Annotated in this window: 17 protein-coding genes; 6 read left to right on the top strand and 11 right to left on the bottom strand. The window is 68.0% G+C overall.

Translation table 11 applies throughout. The features are described 5' to 3' along the window. Positions 1–44: 44 nt before the first annotated feature. A complete protein-coding gene (locus A9X01_RS11425) occupies positions 45–1187 on the bottom strand; it encodes an XdhC family protein (protein WP_172832492.1) in 1143 nt (380 codons plus the stop codon). A gap of 50 nt (positions 1188–1237) precedes the next feature. Between A9X01_RS11425 and A9X01_RS11420 the strand changes: the two genes are divergently transcribed. Further along, positions 1238–2203, top strand: a complete 966-nt coding sequence (locus A9X01_RS11420; protein ID WP_065035899.1) for a LysR family transcriptional regulator — start codon at positions 1238–1240, stop codon at positions 2201–2203. A 3-nt stretch (positions 2204–2206) separates the two neighbouring features. Here A9X01_RS11420 and A9X01_RS11415 read toward each other — a convergent pair whose 3' ends face one another. From A9X01_RS11415 to ttfA, 5 genes are read right to left on the bottom strand one after another with little or no spacing between them, the layout of a single operon-like run. After that, a complete protein-coding gene (locus A9X01_RS11415; protein ID WP_065120889.1) occupies positions 2207–2851 on the bottom strand; it encodes a TrmH family RNA methyltransferase in 645 nt (214 codons plus the stop codon). Next, positions 2848–3744 carry a hypothetical protein gene (locus tag A9X01_RS11410; RefSeq protein ID WP_065120888.1) on the bottom strand — a complete coding sequence of 299 codons (897 nt, stop codon included), beginning with the start codon at positions 3742–3744 and terminating at the stop codon, positions 2848–2850. Before A9X01_RS11410 ends, A9X01_RS11415 begins: the two co-directional genes overlap by 4 nt. A gap of 10 nt (positions 3745–3754) precedes the next feature. Beyond that, complete coding sequence (gene pyrE / locus A9X01_RS11405) at positions 3755–4303, bottom strand: orotate phosphoribosyltransferase (RefSeq protein ID WP_065120887.1); 549 nt, start codon at positions 4301–4303, stop codon at positions 3755–3757. Then, the gene (locus A9X01_RS11400) at positions 4290–5063 is read right to left on the bottom strand and encodes an SDR family NAD(P)-dependent oxidoreductase (protein ID WP_065120886.1); all 774 of its coding nucleotides are present in this window, start codon (positions 5061–5063) and stop codon (positions 4290–4292) included. The genes pyrE and A9X01_RS11400 overlap by 14 nt, the downstream gene beginning before the upstream one ends. A 6-nt stretch (positions 5064–5069) precedes the next feature. Continuing rightward, complete coding sequence (gene ttfA / locus A9X01_RS11395; protein ID WP_065120885.1) at positions 5070–5900, bottom strand: trehalose monomycolate transport factor TtfA; 831 nt, start codon at positions 5898–5900, stop codon at positions 5070–5072. 106 nt (positions 5901–6006) lie between these two features. Here ttfA and A9X01_RS11390 point away from each other — a divergent pair, with 106 nt between their 5' ends. Next, positions 6007–6810 carry an enoyl-CoA hydratase/isomerase family protein gene (locus tag A9X01_RS11390; protein ID WP_065120884.1) on the top strand — a complete coding sequence of 268 codons (804 nt, stop codon included), beginning with the start codon at positions 6007–6009 and terminating at the stop codon, positions 6808–6810. A 68-nt stretch (positions 6811–6878) separates the two neighbouring features. Here the strand turns inward: A9X01_RS11390 and clpB are convergent, their stop codons facing one another. Beyond that, positions 6879–9425, bottom strand: a complete 2547-nt coding sequence (clpB, locus tag A9X01_RS11385) for an ATP-dependent chaperone ClpB (protein WP_065120883.1) — start codon at positions 9423–9425, stop codon at positions 6879–6881. A 185-nt stretch (positions 9426–9610) separates the two neighbouring features. Here clpB and A9X01_RS11380 point away from each other — a divergent pair, with 185 nt between their 5' ends. Both A9X01_RS11380 and A9X01_RS11375 read left to right on the top strand, forming a co-directional pair. Continuing rightward, a complete protein-coding gene (locus tag A9X01_RS11380; RefSeq protein WP_065120882.1) occupies positions 9611–10783 on the top strand; it encodes an FAD-binding oxidoreductase in 1173 nt (390 codons plus the stop codon). Between the two features lie 9 nt (positions 10784–10792). After that, on the top strand, positions 10793–11683 hold the full coding sequence (locus A9X01_RS11375; protein WP_065120881.1) for an aldose 1-epimerase: 891 nt from the start codon (positions 10793–10795) through the stop codon (positions 11681–11683). Between the two features lie 16 nt (positions 11684–11699). On the opposite strand, the gene A9X01_RS11370 is transcribed toward A9X01_RS11375, so the two are convergent. Genes A9X01_RS11370 through dnaK form a run of 4 tightly spaced genes read right to left on the bottom strand, consistent with a single transcriptional unit; the run spans position 11700 to position 15818 of the window. Next, complete coding sequence (locus tag A9X01_RS11370) at positions 11700–12083, bottom strand: heat shock protein transcriptional repressor HspR (RefSeq protein ID WP_065120902.1); 384 nt, start codon at positions 12081–12083, stop codon at positions 11700–11702. A gap of 5 nt (positions 12084–12088) precedes the next feature. Further along, positions 12089–13261 (bottom strand): molecular chaperone DnaJ, encoded by a 1173-nt coding sequence (gene dnaJ / locus A9X01_RS11365; protein ID WP_065120880.1) that lies wholly within the window; start codon positions 13259–13261, stop codon positions 12089–12091. Positions 13262–13299: 38 nt separating this feature from the next. Beyond that, entirely contained in the window at positions 13300–13950 is a 651-nt protein-coding gene (gene grpE / locus A9X01_RS11360) for a nucleotide exchange factor GrpE (RefSeq protein WP_065120879.1), read from the bottom strand. Beyond that, the gene (dnaK, locus tag A9X01_RS11355) at positions 13947–15818 is read right to left on the bottom strand and encodes a molecular chaperone DnaK (protein ID WP_065120878.1); all 1872 of its coding nucleotides are present in this window, start codon (positions 15816–15818) and stop codon (positions 13947–13949) included. The genes grpE and dnaK overlap by 4 nt, the downstream gene beginning before the upstream one ends. A gap of 289 nt (positions 15819–16107) precedes the next feature. Here dnaK and A9X01_RS11350 point away from each other — a divergent pair, with 289 nt between their 5' ends. Together A9X01_RS11350 and A9X01_RS11345 are read left to right on the top strand one after the other, a co-directional pair. Next, positions 16108–16938, top strand: coding sequence for a YoaK family protein (locus A9X01_RS11350; protein ID WP_065120877.1), 831 nt, complete (start codon positions 16108–16110; stop codon positions 16936–16938). Between the two features lie 70 nt (positions 16939–17008). Further along, on the top strand, positions 17009–17703 hold a 695-nt coding region (locus A9X01_RS11345; RefSeq protein ID WP_065120876.1), incomplete at its 3' end, for a TetR/AcrR family transcriptional regulator.

The raw sequence follows: 17703 nt of genomic DNA, 5'->3' as shown, positions 1-17703 counted from the left end.
CCTCCGCCCCAGCCTCGTCAATGACGAGTTAAGCGATCCTTTAACTAAGGGCTGACTTGCCTGTCACGGTGGATGCGGCCGGTGACCTCGGCCAGCGGTCGGCCCCCGCCGCCCCACCGCCGCGCAATGATGTCGGCGGCGATCGACACCGCCGTCTCCTCCGGAGTCCGCGCGCCCAAATCGAGCCCGATCGGACTCGACAGCCGGGCCAGCTCGACGTCGGTCAGGCCCGCCGCCCGCAGGCGGTCCAGCCGGTCGAGGTGTGTTCGGCGGGATCCCATGGCGCCGATGTAGCCGAGATCGAGCCGCAGCGCGACTTCCAACAGGGGCACGTCGAACTTGGGGTCGTGGGTGAGCACGCAGACCGCGGTGCGCCGGTCGACGGCACCCGCGCTCGCCTGCGCGGCGAGATAGCGGTGCGGCCAGTCGACGACCACCTCGTCGGCGGTCGGGAAGCGCGCCGGCGTGGCAAACACCGCCCGGGCGTCGCAGACGGTGACGCGGTAGCCGAGGAAGGATCCCTGTCGAGCCAGCGCGGCGGCGAAATCGATGGCGCCGAACACCAGCATCCGGGCGCGCGGCGCGTAGCTGGACACGAAGACCTCCATGCCCTCGCCGCGGCGCTGCCCGTCGGGCCCATAATCCAGGATTTCGCTGCGGCCCAGCGCCAGCAGCCCCCGGGCATCGTCGACCACCGCCGCGTCGGCGCGCGCCGAACCCAACGTGCCGGCATGACTGTCCGCGCGCACAACCAGTCGGCGTCCGACCCGGCCGGCGTCGCGATGAGCGATCACGGTGGCGACGGCTACCGGCCGATGCGCGGCGATGTCCTCGGCCACCGAGGCGAGTTCGGGGTAAGTGTCTTGCGACACGGCCTCGACGAAGACGTCGATGATGCCGCCACAGGTGAGACCCACCTCGAAACTCCCGTCGAGTTCGGGGCCGTCACTGACGCCGTAACGCTCCAGGCGCGGCACGCCGGTCCGTACCACGTCGGTGGCGAGCTCATACACGGCGCCCTCCACGCAGCCACCGGAGACCGAGCCGCTCACCGAACCGTCCGGCGCCACCACCATGACGGCGCCGGGCGGCCGTGGCGCCGAATGCATCGTGCGGACCACGGTGCCGAGTCCGGCGGTCTCGCCGGCGCGCCAGATCGACATCAACTCGCCGAGCACATCACGCACGTGTGTAACGGTATGCCTCGGCACACCGTGGCTGAAAGTAGGCTGGCCCCATGACCCCGGCTCAGCTTCGGGCCTACGCGGCCGTGGTACGTCTGGGCTCGGTAAGAGCGGCCGCCGCGGAATTGGGCGTCTCCGATGCCGGCATCTCGATGCACGTCGCCGCGCTGCGCAAGGAACTGGACGATCCGTTGTTCACCCGGACCGGCGCCGGGCTGGCGTTCACGCCGGGCGGGTTGCGGCTGGCGAGCCGGGCGGTGGAAATCCTGGGCCTGCAACAGCAAACGGCCATCGAGGTCACCGAGGCCGCCCACGGCCGCCGGCTGTTGCGCATCGCAGCGTCGAGCACCTTCGCCGAACACGCGGCGCCGGGACTGATCGAACTCTTCTCCTCCCGGGCCGACGACCTTTCGGTGGAGTTGAGCGTTCACCCGACCAGCCAATTCCGCGACCTGATCTGTTCGCGTGCGGTCGACATCGCGATCGGGCCGGCCAGTGAAAGTTCCTTTGGCTCAGACGGATCGATCTTTGTGCGCCCATTCCTGAAGTACCAGCTGATCACCGTGGTCGCGCCGAACAGCCCACTGGCGACGGGTAGTCCGACGCCTGCGCTGATCCGCAGCCAGCAATGGATGCTGGGACCGTCGGCCGGCAGTGTGGACGGCGAGATCGCAAACATGCTGCGCGATTTGGCGATTCCGGAGTCACAGCAACGGATATTCCAGAGCGACGCCGCAGCCTTGGAGGAGGTGCAGCGCGTCGGCGGCGCGACCCTGACCATCGGCTTCGCCGTCGCCAAAGACCTTGCCGCGGGTCGGTTGTCGCATGTCGTCGGGCCGGGACTGGACAAGTCCGGCGAGTGGTGCGCGGCGACGCTGGCGCCCTCGGCACGGCAGCCCGCGGTATCGGAGCTGGTCCGTTTCATCACCACACCCAGGTGCATTCAGGCGATGATCCGGGGCAGTGGCGTTGGGGTGACCCGGTTTCGGCCCAAGATTCACGTCACGTTGTGGAGCTAGCCGTCACCAGGCCTGGTCCAGATCGGCGTGCTGCCGAATCCAGGCGTGCATCGCAATCCCCGCTGCCACACCGGCGTTGATGCTGCGCGTCGATCCGAACTGGGCGATTGACACCGTGATCGCCGCGCCCGTGCGGGTGTCATCGGTGATGCCGGGTCCCTCCTGCCCGAACACCAGCAGGCAGTTGCGTGGCAACGAAACCTGTTCCAGCCGAACGGCACCGGGGACGTTGTCGACCGCGACCACCGTCAGTCCAGCGGCGGCGGCGAAGTCCATCAGCTCGGCGGCGCTGTCGTGGTGCCGCAGTCGTTGATAGCGGTCGGTGACCATGGCACCGCGGCGATTCCACCGGCGCCGGCCGACGATATGGACGGTGTCCACCGCGAAGGCGTTGGCGGTGCGCACCACCGAGCCGATGTTGGCGTCGTGCCCGAAGTTCTCGATCGCGATGTGCAGCGGGTGCCGGCGCCGGTCGATGTCGGCCACGATCGCGTCGCGGGTCCAGTACCGGTAGGCGTCGACGACGTTACGAGTATCCCCGTCCCGCAGCAGATTCGGGTCATAGCGCGGATCGTCGGGCGGGTCACCGGGCCAGGGCCCGACACCCGCGACCGGGGCACCCCATTCGGTGGGCCCGGGTTCGCTCACCGGGAGAGCCAGACCGCGGCGTGGGTCCCGACGATCGCGATCGTCGCGTACAGCACCGCTTGATTGACCTCGCCCTGTGTGCACAGCGACGCGTTGACCTGCACGGAGTCCCGCGATTCGTCGGGCAGGATCAGCACCGAGGCGCCGTAGGCCGCGCACGCCGGGTTGAGCCCGCGCCCGGGCAGCGTCGGTGCGGCCAGCAACATCATGGGCCCGCCCCGGCGGGCGGAGTCCTCGCGATAACGCGCCCCCACCGCGCCGGCCTCCAAGGCCAGCAGCATGTAGCCGTTGCCGTTGAAGGCCGCCGGATCGCCCAACTGGGCATTGGTGATCGGCATGCCGTCGGCGCGCCAGGCCGACACACTGGTGCTCTTCACCACCAGGCCGGTGTCGTTGACGTTGGTCGGCAACAGGCCCACTGGGAAGGCCGCCGCGTAGGCGGCCGCGGTGTCGGGGATCCGCTCGTTGGGCGAGTACGCGTAGATGCCCCGCACCACGCTACGCTCCTTGAGCGGGCCCAGACACACCGTGCCGGTCAGCCGGTTGGGCGGTGCGGTCAGCGGCGTACGCACTTCCGGGGTCTTGGTCACCGCGTCGTTGCAACTGTTCAGCCCGTTGAACTCCATCGGGTGTGACAGCGCGCCGTACAGCCCGAACCGGATGTCCTCGGGCTTGGCGTGCGGCTTGGCCGGATCAGTCGGGGCAGCGTCGACGTCGACCAGCACGTAGTCTTCGGACCACCGGAAGTTCGTCACCGAGATGTTCCAGCCGAGCACCGCCTGGGATTCGCCGACCCGCGCGGTGGACGCGCCGAAAATGCGGGCGGGGCCGTTGGAGCCCGAGCAGCCCACCAGGCAGGCGAGAGCCAGGACGAGCGCAACGAGGGATCGCACCGTCGGCGACCTAGCCCAACCCCAGATCGGCCAGGCCCAGCACGCTGCGGTACGGAACACCCTCGGCTTCGATTGCCTGGGCGGCGCCGGTGGCCCGGTCCACAACGGTGGCCACGCCGATGACCTCGCCCCCGGCGTCGCGCACGGCGCGCACCGCCGTCAGCGCGGAACCACCGGTGGTGCTGGTGTCCTCGACCACCAGCACCCGCTGACCGGCAACATCGGAACCTTCGATAAGCCGTTGCAGCCCATGGGTTTTCACCGATTTGCGGACGACGAAGGCGTCGATCGGCCGGCCGGGCGCGTGCATGACCGCGGTGGCCACCGGGTCCGCGCCCAGCGTCAGCCCGCCGACGAGCGCGTAATCCCAGTCGGCGGTGATCTCCCGCATCAGCCGACCGATCAGGGCCGAGGCCCGATGGTGCAGGGTGGCTCGGCGCAGGTCGACGTAGTAGTCGGCCTCCTTGCCCGACGACAGCGTGACCCGCCCATGCACCACGGAAAGCCGCCGCACCAGCTCGGCCAACTCGGTGCGGGCCTGCTGATCAGGTTCGGCCACGACCGCTGCCGAATCGCTTGGTGGCCAGCCGGGTCAGCCGGCGCGGCATCGCCCGGCCCGTGGCGACGAGGAACTTGTACTGCGCGCTCGGGATGCTGATCACCTTGCCGTGCGCGATATCGGCCAGGCTCTCGCTGACCACGTCGTCCACTTCCAGCCACATGAACGACGGCACCTGGGCCATGTCAAGTCCGGCGCGGCTGTGGAACTCGGTGCGGACGTATCCGGGGCACACCGCGTGTACGCCGACTCCGGTGCTCTGCAACCCGTTGGCCAGCCCCTCGCTGAACGAGATGACCCACGCCTTGGACGCCGAATAAGTCGACCCGCGGCCGGGCAGCAGGCCGGCGACACTGGCGATGTTGATGACGGTGCCCGCGCGGGCATCGAGCATGGCCGGCAGCGCGGCACGGGTCAGATGCATGACGGCGGTGACGTTGACGTCGAGCTGCTTCTGCAGCTGCGCGGGGTCGGCTTCCCAGAAGTCGCCGGAGGTGCCGAAGCCGGCGTTGTTGACCAGGACCCGCACCCCGTCGGCGAGCCGCTCCGACACCTTGTCACGGCCGGCGGGGTCGGCCAGGTCCGCGGGCAACAGCTCGATGTTGCCGGCCTCGGACTGCAGTTCACCGGCCAGCTGCTCGAGCCGCCCGACGTCACGGGCGACCAGAACGAGGTCGTAGCCGTCGCGGGCATAACGACGTGCATATCCAGCACCAATGCCGGACGTCGGCCCAGTGATCAGCGCAACGGGTCGGGGCATGTGCTCTCAGTGCTGGTAGTTGCTGGCCTGATGGCCGTTGCGGCCAGCCCGCGGCTCCCGGCGGATCGGCTCGGCGGCACGGCGGGCGGGATCGGGCATGACTCCGGCGGCCGGGTCGGCTTGAGTGCGGCGCTGCGGCAACTCCGCACGTGCGGCCGAGGCCAACGGACGACCCGGGGCAGCACTGCGTCGGCCCTCGCCCTCACCCTCGTCCTCCGGGGTCTCCGCCGGCAGCGGCGGCAATACCCGCAGCAGATCGTTGAACTGGCGCACCGTACGCAGACCCTCGTCCCATTGCGCCCGGGTGCTGGCGATCGGCATCGCGACCAGCGTCCAGTTCTGCTCGTTCCACATGATCTCGGCACAGTCCGGGGCGGTGTGCGCGAAGGTGACCATCCGCCGGTCGCAGGCCCGGCGGGCCGCGTCGAGGTTGGTGGAGTACACCATGCGGGGCCCGATCGCCCCCAGCAGCCAGATGTCGCTTTCCCGCGGCTCTTTGAGGCCCTTGAGTCGCAAGTCCACCACCACGTTGGTGCCGACCTTGCGGTGCAGGGCGATCACCGTGGCCACTTCCTCCAGGTCGAAGATGTACACGGCCTCGCCGCGGATCTGGCCCAGCACGACATTATGGGCCGGGACATCCCCAACGGTGGACATCACGCCGCGCTTCCAGCGGTGCAGGATGTCGGTCGATTCGCGCTCGTAATCGAAGCCGTGCGACCTGGCCCAGGACCTGCGGCGCCTGCTACGCCCGCGCCGCCGATCGATGTCGACGTACAGCAACACCGCCGCACCGACGAAGCACAGTGCGGAGAGCGTGAACCAGAGCGGGACCATCCCCAACAGAGTATCTGTAGTCGGTACCGAACGAAGAATCCGAGCAGGTCACAACCGAATCACAGGACCGAATACCCGCACGAACGTCCGCGTAGGGTTTTCGGTCATGAGTTACGCCGGCTACCGACTGATGCGCGTCTCGGCCAGCGGCGGTATCTGCCGCGCGACGATCGACAATCCGCCCCTCAACTTGCTCGATCTACCCCTCGCGGGCGAGATCGTGCGCCTTACCCGGGAGGTGGCGGCCGACGACGACGTGCGCGTGCTGGTCGTCGACTCGGCGGACCCGGAATTCTTCATTGCGCACGCGGACGTCGGCATGATCCTCGACCTGCCCACCGACGACACCGGGCTGCACGACGAGCTCAGCTACTTCCACGCCGTGATGGAGGAGTTCCGGGCACTGCCGAAGGCGACGATCGCGGTCATCGAAGGGATTTGCCGGGGCGGTGGCAGCGAGTGGGCGATGGCGTTCGACATGCGATACGCGGCTCTGGGGAAGGCGGTCTTCGGCCAGCCCGAGGTGGCGATGGGAATCATCCCCGGCGGGGGCGGCACCCAGCGGCTGCCGCGGCTGGTCGGACGCGGCCGGGCTTTGGAGGTGATTCTGGGCTGCCGGGATGTCGATGCTGCCACCGCCGAAGCCTGGGGGTACGTCGACCGCGCGCTGCCGCCCGATGAGTTGCGGAGGTTCGTCGACAAGCTGGCCGCGCGCATCGCTTCGGCCCCACACAGCGCCATCGCGGCGGCCAAGCGCGCGGTCGACTCCGCTTTGTCCAACGATTTGCCGACGGGCCTGCGCATCGAGGATCAGCTGTTCCGCGAGGCGCTCGCCCAGCCGGTGGCCCGCGAACGGCTCCAGGCCATCATCGACGCCGGCGCCCAAACCCGGGAATTCGAGCTCGGTTAGGTGGCGAGCAGACGCAAAAGCGCCCCAAAACGGTTGTTTTGGGGCGCTTTTGCGTCTTTTCGCGAGGGTTAGCCGAGCACCAACGAGTCGCCGTCGGCGCTGACATTGACCGGCACAATGTCGCCGTCGTGCACGTCACCGGCCAGCAGCATCTTGGCCAGCTGGTCGCCGATCGCCTGCTGCACCAACCGGCGCAGCGGACGAGCACCGTAGATCGGGTCGAACCCGCGCTGGGCCAGCCACTGCTTGGCGGGCAGCGACACCTCGAGCGTGAGGCGACGCTGCGCGAGCCGCTTCTGCAGCTGAGCCAGCTGGATGTCGACGATCTGCACCAACTCGCCGGGTTCGAGGCCGGCGAAGATGATCACGTCGTCGAGCCGGTTGATGAACTCCGGTTTGAACGCCGCGCGCACCGCCGCCATCACCATGTCCTCGTCGCCGCCCGACCCGAGGTTGGACGTCAGGATCAGGATGGTGTTACGGAAGTCGACCGTGCGCCCCTGGCCATCGGTCAGCCGGCCCTCGTCGAGCACCTGCAGCAGCACGTCGAACACGTCCGGGTGCGCCTTCTCGATCTCGTCGAACAGGATCACCGTGTACGGCCTGCGCCGCACCGCCTCGGTGAGCTGGCCGCCCTGGTCGTAACCGATGTAACCGGGCGGGGCACCGACGAGCCTGGCCACCGAGTGCTTCTCGCCGTACTCGCTCATGTCGATCCGGACCATGGCGCGCTCGTCGTCGAACAGGAAGTCCGCCAACGCCTTCGCCAACTCCGTCTTACCCACGCCGGTGGGACCGAGGAACATGAACGAACCCGTCGGCCGGTTGGGGTCGGCCACCCCGGCCCGCGCGCGCCGCACGGCATCGGACACCGCGGTCACCGCCTTCTTCTGCCCGATGACGCGCTTGCCCAGCTCGTCCTCCATGCGCAGCAGCTTGGCGGTCTCGCCTTCCAGCAGCCGGCCGGCGGGGATGCCGGTCCAGGCCGACACCACGTCGGCGATGTCGTCGGGGCCGACCTCTTCCTTGAGCATCACGTTCTCGCGGGCCTCGGCCTGGGGGAGCGCGGCGTCGAGTTTCTTCTCGACTTCCGGGATGCGGCCGTAGCGCAGTTCGGCGGCCTTGGCCAGGTCGCCGTCGCGTTCAGCCCGGTCGGACTCCCCACGCAGCACCTCGAGCTGTTCCTTGAGCTCGCGCACGATGTCGATGGCGTTCTTCTCGTTCTGCCAGCGCGTGGTCAGTTCGGCCAGCTTCTCCTTCTGGTCAGCCAATTCGGCGCGCAGCTTCTCCAAGCGTTCCTTGGAGGCCGCGTCCTCTTCTTTGGCCAGGGCCATCTCCTCGATCTCGAGGCGGCGCACCAGCCGCTCGACCTCGTCGATCTCGACGGGGCGGGAGTCGATCTCCATCTTCAGCCGGCTGGCGGCCTCGTCGACCAGGTCGATGGCCTTGTCCGGCAGGAAGCGCGCGGTGATGTACCGGTCGGACAGCGTGGCCGCGGCGACCAGCGCGGAGTCGGTGATCCGGACACCGTGGTGCACTTCGTAGCGGTCCTTGAGTCCGCGCAGGATGCCAACGGTGTCCTCCACCGACGGTTCACCGACGAACACCTGCTGGAAGCGACGCTCCAGCGCCGCGTCCTTCTCGATGTACTTGCGGTACTCGTCGAGCGTGGTGGCGCCGACCAGGCGAAGCTCGCCGCGGGCCAGCATCGGCTTGATCATGTTGCCGGCGTCCATCGCGCCCTCGCCGGTCGCGCCGGCGCCCACGATGGTGTGCAACTCATCGATGAACGTGATGATCTGGCCCGCCGAGTTCTTGATGTCGTCGAGCACGGCCTTGAGTCGTTCCTCGAACTCACCGCGGTACTTCGCGCCGGCCACCATGGATCCGAGGTCCAGGGCGACGACGGTCTTGTCGCGCAGGCTCTCGGGCACGTCCCCGGCCACGATGCGCTGCGCCAGGCCCTCGACGATGGCGGTCTTGCCGACGCCGGGTTCACCGATCAATACCGGATTGTTCTTGGTACGACGGGACAGCACCTGCACCACGCGGCGAATCTCGTTGTCCCGGCCGATCACCGGGTCGAGTTTGCCGTCGCGGGCGCGGGCGGTCAGGTCGGTGGAGTACTTCTCCAGCGCTTGGTAGGTGGCTTCGGGGTCGGCGCTGGTCACACGCGCGCTGCCGCGCACCTTGACGAACGCCTCCCGCAACGCCTGCGGCGAGGCTCCGTGCCCGCTCAGCAGCTTGGCGACGTCGGAGTCGCCGGTGGCCAACCCGACCATCAGGTGCTCGGTGGAGACGTACTCGTCGTCCATCTCGGTGGCCAGCTGCTGCGCGGTCGTGATGGCCGCCAGCGCTTCGCGGGACAGTTGGGGTTGTGAGCTGGAACCGCTGATCTGCGGCAAGCGGTCCAGCAGGCGCTGCGCCTCGGCGCGAACGGTGGCGGGCTCGACACCGACAGCCTCCAGCAGCGGTGCAGCGATCCCGTCGTTCTGCGTCAGCAGCGCCAACAGCAGGTGAGCGGGCCTGATCTCGGGGTTACCGGCCGCCGAGGCAGCCTGTAGCGCCGACGTCAGGGCCGCCTGCGTCTTGGTGGTCGGGTTGAAAGAGTCCACGACACCTCCGTTCGGGGTACGTCTAGAAAAATGCTTGTCGCGTAGTACAACGCAGTCAAGGTTGAGTCTGTTCCGCTCAAGTCTAGCGAATTCGCGAACAGACGTAAAAGTCCCCGACACACCGCGCAAAAAGGGGCTTCCGCGTCTGCTCGCGCCGGTTGGCAGCACCCCTAGAATCGGCGTACGTGGGCCTAGAGGACCGAGAAGCACTACAGGTGTTGCGGGACGCCTTTGCCCCCGACCCCGCCACCGGCTCCAACGAACTCGTCCGCCGCTTCTACACACACTGGTTTGCCCTCGACACGTCGGTGCGCGACCTGTTTCCGCCCGAGATGGGCAGCCAGCGGGCCGCTTTCGCACATGCGATGCATTGGCTCTACGGCGAATTGGTCGCCCAGCGCGCCGACGCCCCCGTGGCCTTCCTCGCCCAGCTCGGCCGCGACCACCGCAAGTACGGCGTGGCGCCCGGCCACTATCAGACACTGCGCGGCGCGCTCTACTCGACGCTGCGCTCCCATCTAGGCGGCGCGTGGACCGGTCCCGTGCAACAAGCCGCCGACCAGTCGCTCAACTTGTTCGCCGGGGTGATGAGCGGCGCCGCGGACTCCGAGGACGAACCGGCGTGGTGGGACGGCACCGTCATCGAACACTCGCGAGTGTCACGGGATCTCGCGGTCATCCGGCTGCATCTGGATCGGCCGCTGCACTATCACCCGGGTCAATACGTCAACGTGCAGATCCCGCAGTGCCCGCGTCGCTGGCGATACCTCAGCCCCGCCATCCCCGCCGACCCCGGCGGGGGAATCGAGTTCCATGTGCGGGTGGTGCCCGGCGGGCTGGTCAGCAACGCGATCGTCGGCGAGACCCGGCCGGGTGATCGATGGCGGCTGTCCGGTCCACACGGTGGGCTGCGGGTCGACCGCGACGGCAGCGACGTGCTGATGGTCGCCGGAAGCACCGGACTGGCCCCGCTGCGCGCGCTGATCATGGACCTGAGCCGGTTCGCCGAGAACCCGCGGGTGCACCTGTTCTTCGGCGCGCGCTACCGCTGCGAACTGTATGACCTGCGCACGCTGTGGCAGGTCGCCGCGCACAATCCTTGGCTGTCGGTGACGCCGGTCTCGGAGTACAACGGCGATCCGCCCTGGGCCGCCGAGTATCCCGACCCGTCGCCACCGCGCGGGCTGCACGTGCGCCAGACCGGCCGACTCCTCGAGGTGGTGACCCGTTACGGCGGCTGGGGCGACCGGCAGATCCTGATCGCCGGGGGGCCAGACATGATCCGCGCGACCAAGGCGGCGCTGGTGGCCAAAGGCGCGCCGCCCGAACGCATTCAGCACGACCCGCTGTCACGTTAGGCTGGGCCCGTGCACGTCGTCACGCTGCGCGACCCCGCGTCCTCGGTGACGGCGCAATTCGTGCCCGACGCGGGCATGATCGGCACGTCGCTCAGCGACGACGGCGTGGAGCTGCTCGGTCAGCGTCGCGGACTGGACGCCTACCTCTCGGCCGGCAAGACCATGGGCATCCCCATCCTGTACCCGTGGGCAAATCGCCTGGGAGACAACACCTATACCGCCGAAAACGTCACCGTCACGGTGACACCGGGCGAGAATAGGGTGCGCGCCGACCCGAATGGATTGCCAATCCACGGCACCCTGGCCGCCTATCCCAACTGGCGGGTGACCGACGAGTCGGCCAACGAATTGAGCGCCGAGGTGGACTTCGGCGCCGACCCGCGACTGCTGGCCGGCTTCCCGTATCCGCACATCCTGCACGTCACCGTGCAATTGGCCAACCGGACACTGACGGTGCGAACCACGGTGACCCCCACCGGCGATCGGGCCGCGCCGTTGTGCTTCGGCTTTCATCCCTATCTGCAGTTGCCGGGTGTGGTCCGCGACGAGTGGATCATCGAGACGCCGCCGCTGCGGCACCTGGCGCTCGACGACACGGGTCTGCCGACCGGTGCGACGAGCCCGTGGCCGGCCACCCGGGAAGCATTGGGCGACAAAAGCTTTGATGACGCATACGACCAGGTGGACCAGGGCGCGGTGTTCGCCCTGTCCGCCGGCGACCGCCGGCTGGAAGTGCATTTCGAACGCGGCTACAGCGCCGCGCAGATCTTCGCACCGCCCGGCGAGGATTTGGTGTGCTTCGAGCCGATGGCCGCCGCTACCGATGCGTTGCGGCGCGGCGGCTTCCGGTCAGCGCAGCCGGGAGAGCCTGCCGTCGCACAGTTCTCGATCCGCGTCTGACGCGGGTTGCGCGGGTCTAACGCGCGTTGCGTGGCTGCCACACGACCAGCGCCCGGCTCTTGGGCACCACCGCGATCTCACGGCGCTGGTTGGCACGCAGCACCGCAATCTCTTCTGCCATCTCCTTGAGCCGGGACTGCAACGCCTCAACCTGATTGGTCAGCTCGATGATGCGCTTGATGCCGGCGAGGTTGACGCCCTCATCCTGGGAGAGACGCTGCACCTCGCGCAGCAGGTCCACATCGTGCTCGGAGTAGCGCCGGCCACCACCGGGTGTGCGCTGCGGACTGACCAAGCCGAGCCGGTCGTAGGTGCGCAACGTCTGCGCATGCATGCCGGCCAGCTCGGCGGCCACCGAGATCAGGAACGTCCGCGACTCCTCTTTCTTCTTCGAGTGCATAGCCATCAGCGATTCCCTGCCCATCCCGCTCGCGGGTCGAACCCGCTGGCCCGCTCGGCCGCCGCGTAGGCTTCCAGCGCCTCCTGGGCGGCACCCTCCAGGTTCGGCGGCACCGCCACCTTGACGGTGACGAGTAGGTCGCCGCTACCACCACTGCGCTTGGGCACCCCGCGTCCGCGCACCCGCAAGATCCGGCCGTCCGCGGTGCCCTTCGGCACTCGCACGCCCACCTTGCCGTCCAGAGTGGGCACCGAAAGCGTTGAGCCCAATGCCAATTCAGTGAAGCTGACCGGTACCGTCACGGTGAGGTCGTCACCGTCGCGGCCGAACACCTTGTCCGGACGCACGTGCACGGTCACATACAGATCACCCGACGGGGCGCCACGCAATCCGGCCTCACCCTGCCCGGCCAGCCTGATCCGCTGCCCGTCCTCCACACCCGGGGGAATCCGCACGTTGATGGTGCGGGTCCGGGTGATCGCGCCGTTGCCGCCGCACTCCTCACACGGGTGCTCGATGATCGAGCCGCTGCCCCGGCATTCGGTGCAAGGCTCGGAGAAACCGAACGCGCCCTGATTGCGGCTGATGACGCCGGCGCCATTGCAGTTCGGACATACCTTCGGGCTGGTGCCGGGACGCGCACCGCTGCCGTGGCAGTTGGTGCACGGTGCCGGGCTGGTCAGCCGCAGGGGCATCGCGACGCCCTTGGCGGCCTCGATGAAATCTAGTTCGGTCTCAGTCTCGAGGTCGTTGCCGCGGCGGGGCCGGGTCGGACGAGTGGTGCTCCCGCGGCCGAACAAGCCGCCGAACAGGTCGCCGATGTTGGCGCCGCCGGATCGTCCGGCGGCGTCGAACAGGTCGTTCAGATTGAACTCGGCACCGTCACCGCCACCGGCGAAGCCACCGAAGCCGCCCGCGTTGAACCGCCGGCCGCCACCGAAGCCCCCGCCGGCGAACAGCCGGCGGGTCTCGTCGTACTCCTTGCGCTTGGCCTCATCGGACAGGACGCTGTAGGCCTCGGAAACCGCTTTGAATCGTTCGGCTCCGCTGGGGTTCTTGTCCGGATGCAGATCGGACGCCAATTTGCGGTACGCGGTCTTGATGTCCTTGGCACTGGCGTCAGAGGAGACGCCCAGCTCCTTATAGAAGTCCTTCTCGACCCATTCACGCTGAGCCATGTCGCGTCACCTCCTCACCCTCTCGTAGATTCTGTGCCTTAATCACCGGAGCCGTCGGCGTTATCGCTCGTGTCGGGGTGTTCGGTCGACGAACCGGCGGCGTCGGTTGCCGCCTGCTCATCGGCGACCGTGTCCACGACGCCGACCATCGCGTGCCGAAGGACCTGCTCACCAAGCTGGTAACCCTGCCGCATGACGGTTCCGATCACCGGCTTGGATCCCGGCCCACCGTCACCTTCGTGCTGCACGGCCTCGTGTAGCGCCGGGTCGAAGTCCTCGCCCTCGGCGCCGAACGCGGTGAGCCCCAGCCCGGTCAACGTGTTGGTCAGCTTGTCCGCCACGGCCTTCATCGGCCCCGACTCCAGGTCGCCGTGCTTGCGCGCCCGGTCTAGATCGTCGAGCACGCCCAGCAACTGGCTGACCACCGTGGCCTTGGCCCGGTCGGATGCCGCCTGCTGGTCACGCATGGCCCGCTTGCGGTAGTTGGCGAAATCCGCCTGGACCCGCTGCAGGTCGGCGGTCAGCTCAGCGACCTTGTCCGACGACGCGGCCCCGGCCGGCTCTCCCGGCGCCGGAGCGCCGGGAGAGGCCTGACGGGGTTCACCAGTTTCGGGATCGATGCGCCGCTTGTCGGTGACGGTCACCGGCTCCTGCTGGTTGCCTTCTGGTTGCTGATTCCCGTTGGTCACTTGGACTCCCGGTCGTCGTCAACCACCTCCGCGTCCACGACGTCGTCGGCCGAACCGGCCTGGTCGAAACCGGCACCACCGGGCTGACCGCCGGCGGCGGCGCCCTCAGCCTGAGCGGCCTCGTAGATCGCCTGTCCCAGCGCCTGCGACTCCTGGCCCAGCTTCTCCATCGCCGACTTGATCGCGCCGATGTCCTGGCCGCCCAACGCCGACTTAGCTTCTGCCACAGCGGCTTCCACCTTGCTCAGCGTTTCCTCGGGGACCTTGGAACCGCCCTCGGCCTCACGTTGTTCTTTGACGAACTTCTCCGTCTGGTAGACCAGCGTCTCGGCCTGGTTGCGGACGTCCGCTTCCTCGCGACGCTTGCGGTCTTCGTCCGCGTGCGCCTCGGCTTCCTTGATCATCCGGTCGATCTCTTCCTTGGAGATGCCGGAGCCCTCCTGGATGCGGATCGTGTTCTCTTTGCCGGTGCCCTTGTCCTTGGCCGTGACGTGCACGATGCCGTTGGCGTCGATGTCGAAGGTGACCTCGATCTGCGGGACACCACGCGGGGCCGGAGCGATACCGGTCAGTTCGAAGCTGCCGAGCAGCTTGTTGGCCGAGGCGATCTCGCGCTCACCCTGATAGACCTGGATCTGCACCGACGGCTGGTTGTCGTCGGCCGTGGTGAAGGTCTCCGACCGCTTGGTCGGGATGGTGGTGTTGCGCTCGATGAGCTTGGTCATCACGCCACCCTTCGTCTCGATACCCAGGCTCAGCGGCGTAACGTCAAGCAGCAGAACGTCTTTCACCTCGCCTTTCAGGACGCCGGCCTGCAGAGCGGCACCGACCGCCACCACCTCGTCGGGGTTGACGCCCTTGTTGGGCTCCTTGCCGCCGGTGAGTTCCTTGACCAGGTCGGTCACCGCGGGCATCCGGGTCGAGCCACCCACCAGCACGACATGGTCGATGTCGGACACCGAGATTCCGGCGTCCTTGATCACCGACTGGAACGGCTGACGGGTGCGGTCCAGCAGATCCTGCGTGATCTTCTGGAACTCGGCCCGCGTGAGCTGCTCGTCCAGGAACAGGGGGTTCTTGTCCGCGTCAACGGTGATGTAGGGCAGGTTGATCGACGTGCTACCCGATGAGGACAGCTCGATCTTGGCCTTCTCGGCCGCCTCGCGCAGCCGCTGCATGGCCATCTTGTCCTTGGTCAGGTCAATGCCGCTGGTGCCCTTGAACTTATCGACCAGCCACTGCACAACGCGCTCGTCCCAGTCGTCGCCACCGAGGTGGTTGTCACCGCTGGTGGCACGCACCTCGACCACGCCCTCACCTATCTCGAGCAGCGAGACGTCGAAGGTACCGCCGCCGAGGTCGAAGACCAGGATGGTCTGTTCCTTCTCACCCTTGTCCAGGCCGTAGGCCAACGCGGCCGCGGTCGGCTCGTTGACGATGCGAAGGACGTTGAGGCCGGCGATCTGGCCGGCGTCCTTGGTGGCCTGACGCTGGGCGTCGTTGAAGTAGGCGGGAACGGTGATCACCGCATCGGTGATGTCCTCACCCAGGTAAGCCTCGGCGTCCCGCTTGAGCTTCTGCAGGACCCGGGCGCTGATCTCCGGGGCGGTGTACTTCTTGTCGTCGATGTCCACCGACCAGTCGCTGCCCATGTGGCGCTTCACCGATCGGATGGTGCGGTCGACGTTCGTCACCGCCTGGTTCTTGGCGGGTTGGCCAACGAGCACTTCGCCGTTGCGCGCGAACGCCACGACGGATGGAGTCGTCCTCGAGCCCTCGGAGTTGGCGACGACGACGGGGTCGCCACCCTCCAGAACTGCGACGACGGAGTTGGTGGTCCCGAGGTCGATGCCGACCGCACGAGCCATAGTGATGCCTCCTGAATATCTAGAGCTTCTGTTACTGCACTATGCTGAGTGAACCCCGCTCAAGACTGCTCTGGTCGACCGATAGCTGTCAACCCAGACTTGAGCGTTCTTCACTCAACTTGCTGATCATCCTAACGGCGCTGGCCGCCACTTTGTTCCCGGGGTGGATTCATATGTGGACCGCCTCTGCATATGCGCCTTCTATGAAGTCCAAAATCCGAAATTTAATTCGTGATGTTGTTGTTAGGCTTGCCGAAAGTTTCAGCGGGGGAAGCGAGAAGACGAGGTCATGGTGCTGCGGCGTTCGGAACCCAAGCGGGGCATGTCCTCGCAGGGCCGCATGCTCGGTTACAGCTCGCTGCTGTCGCTGAACGCGGGCTGGGTCAACGCCGTTGCGATCCTGATCATGGCGGTCCCCGTCGGGAACCTCACCGGCATCACCACCCAGATCGGCATGGACCGGGCCCACCCCTGGCGCTACGAGAGCCATGTCTTGTTCGCCATTCTGTTGGGCTTTCTGATCGGGGCGGCCATCGCCGGGGCGCTGCTTGCTTCCAAACGTGTTCATATCGGCTCTCGGCACGCCGCCGTGCTGGCCATCCAAGCGTCGCTGCTCCTGCTCGCGGCCGCTGGCATCGAAGAGTCGGACATCAAATCCCTGATCCTGGGCTCGGGCATCGAAGAGACCGCGGTGCAGGCGCTGCTGGCCGCGTCGGCCCTGGGCCTGCAGAACGGCCTGACCTCGAGTTTCCGCGGCATGCCGGTCCGGACCACGCACTTCACCGGGACGGTCACCGACCTCGGATTGATGCTGGGCCGCAGCCGCCAAGAGGGCATCGACAAATGGAAGGCGGCGATCCTCAGCGCGACGCTGCTGCTGTTCCTGACCGGCGCGGTCGCCGGTCTGATGGCCGGGGCCCGCATCGGCGGGCACGCCCTGATCGTGCCCGCCGCGATCTGCCTGGCCCTGGCCGCTACCGGCGTCGCGCGGGGCCGGAAACGCCGTACCCAGGGCGTGATCGGCACCGCCGAGGCAGTCCCGGCGACGGCCGAGGTAGCGCCGGCAACCGCCGAAGTAGCGCCGGCCACCGCCGAGGTACCGCCGGCCACCGCCGCCTGAGCCCGTCCTGAGCAGCACCCGAGCCAGGCTGTCTATGTATTAGAGCAGTTGCTCTGTTACTCTGCTGCCTGTGCCCCGCCCCCGCATCCACGACACCGACCGGGTGCTGGATGCCGTGGAGTCGCTGGCAGTGAGCTCCGGCCCGGCCGCGGTGACCATCCGTGCGATCAGTGCGGCCGTCGGAGTGTCCAACGGCGCGCTTTACCACAGCTTCGGTTCCCGAGCGGGCCTGCTCGCGCAGGCCTGGCTGCGCGCGGGCCGGCGGTTTTTGGAGGCACAGACGGCGGTGGTCAATGCCGCGCTGGCAGCGCCGGGCCGGGCGGCGGCGATCGAAGCGGTCGCGGCCGCCGCTGATACCCCGGCGGCGTTCGCCGAGCAGCATCCGGATTCGTGCCGGCTGCTGTTGACGGTCCCCCGCGACGAGCTGCTCGACCCCGGCCTACCCGATGACATTCATACGGAGATCAGAAAACTCGAGTCGATGTTGATCGAGCTGATGATCCGCCTCGCGCAGCGGGCGTGGAACCGCAAGGACGCAGCTGCGGTGGACGCCATCACCGTGTGCATCGTCGATCTGCCGACCGCGATCCTGCTGCGGCGCGACCGCCTGCACAGCGACACGGCCCGCGAGCAACTCCGCGCCGCAGTGCGCGCCGTTTTGGAGATCGAGCCCCAGTTAGGTTGCGGGGGGGGCCCGGGGGGCGGGCGCGCCCCGGCGCGGGGGGGGGGGGGGGGGGGGGGGCGGGGGGGGGGGGGGGCGGGGGG

The organism is Mycobacterium asiaticum (assembly GCF_001668675.1).
GTDB classification, from domain to species: domain Bacteria; phylum Actinomycetota; class Actinomycetes; order Mycobacteriales; family Mycobacteriaceae; genus Mycobacterium; species Mycobacterium asiaticum_D.
Note: the sequence above shows the minus strand (reverse complement) of the source record. Positions and strands in the feature narration are given on the sequence as shown.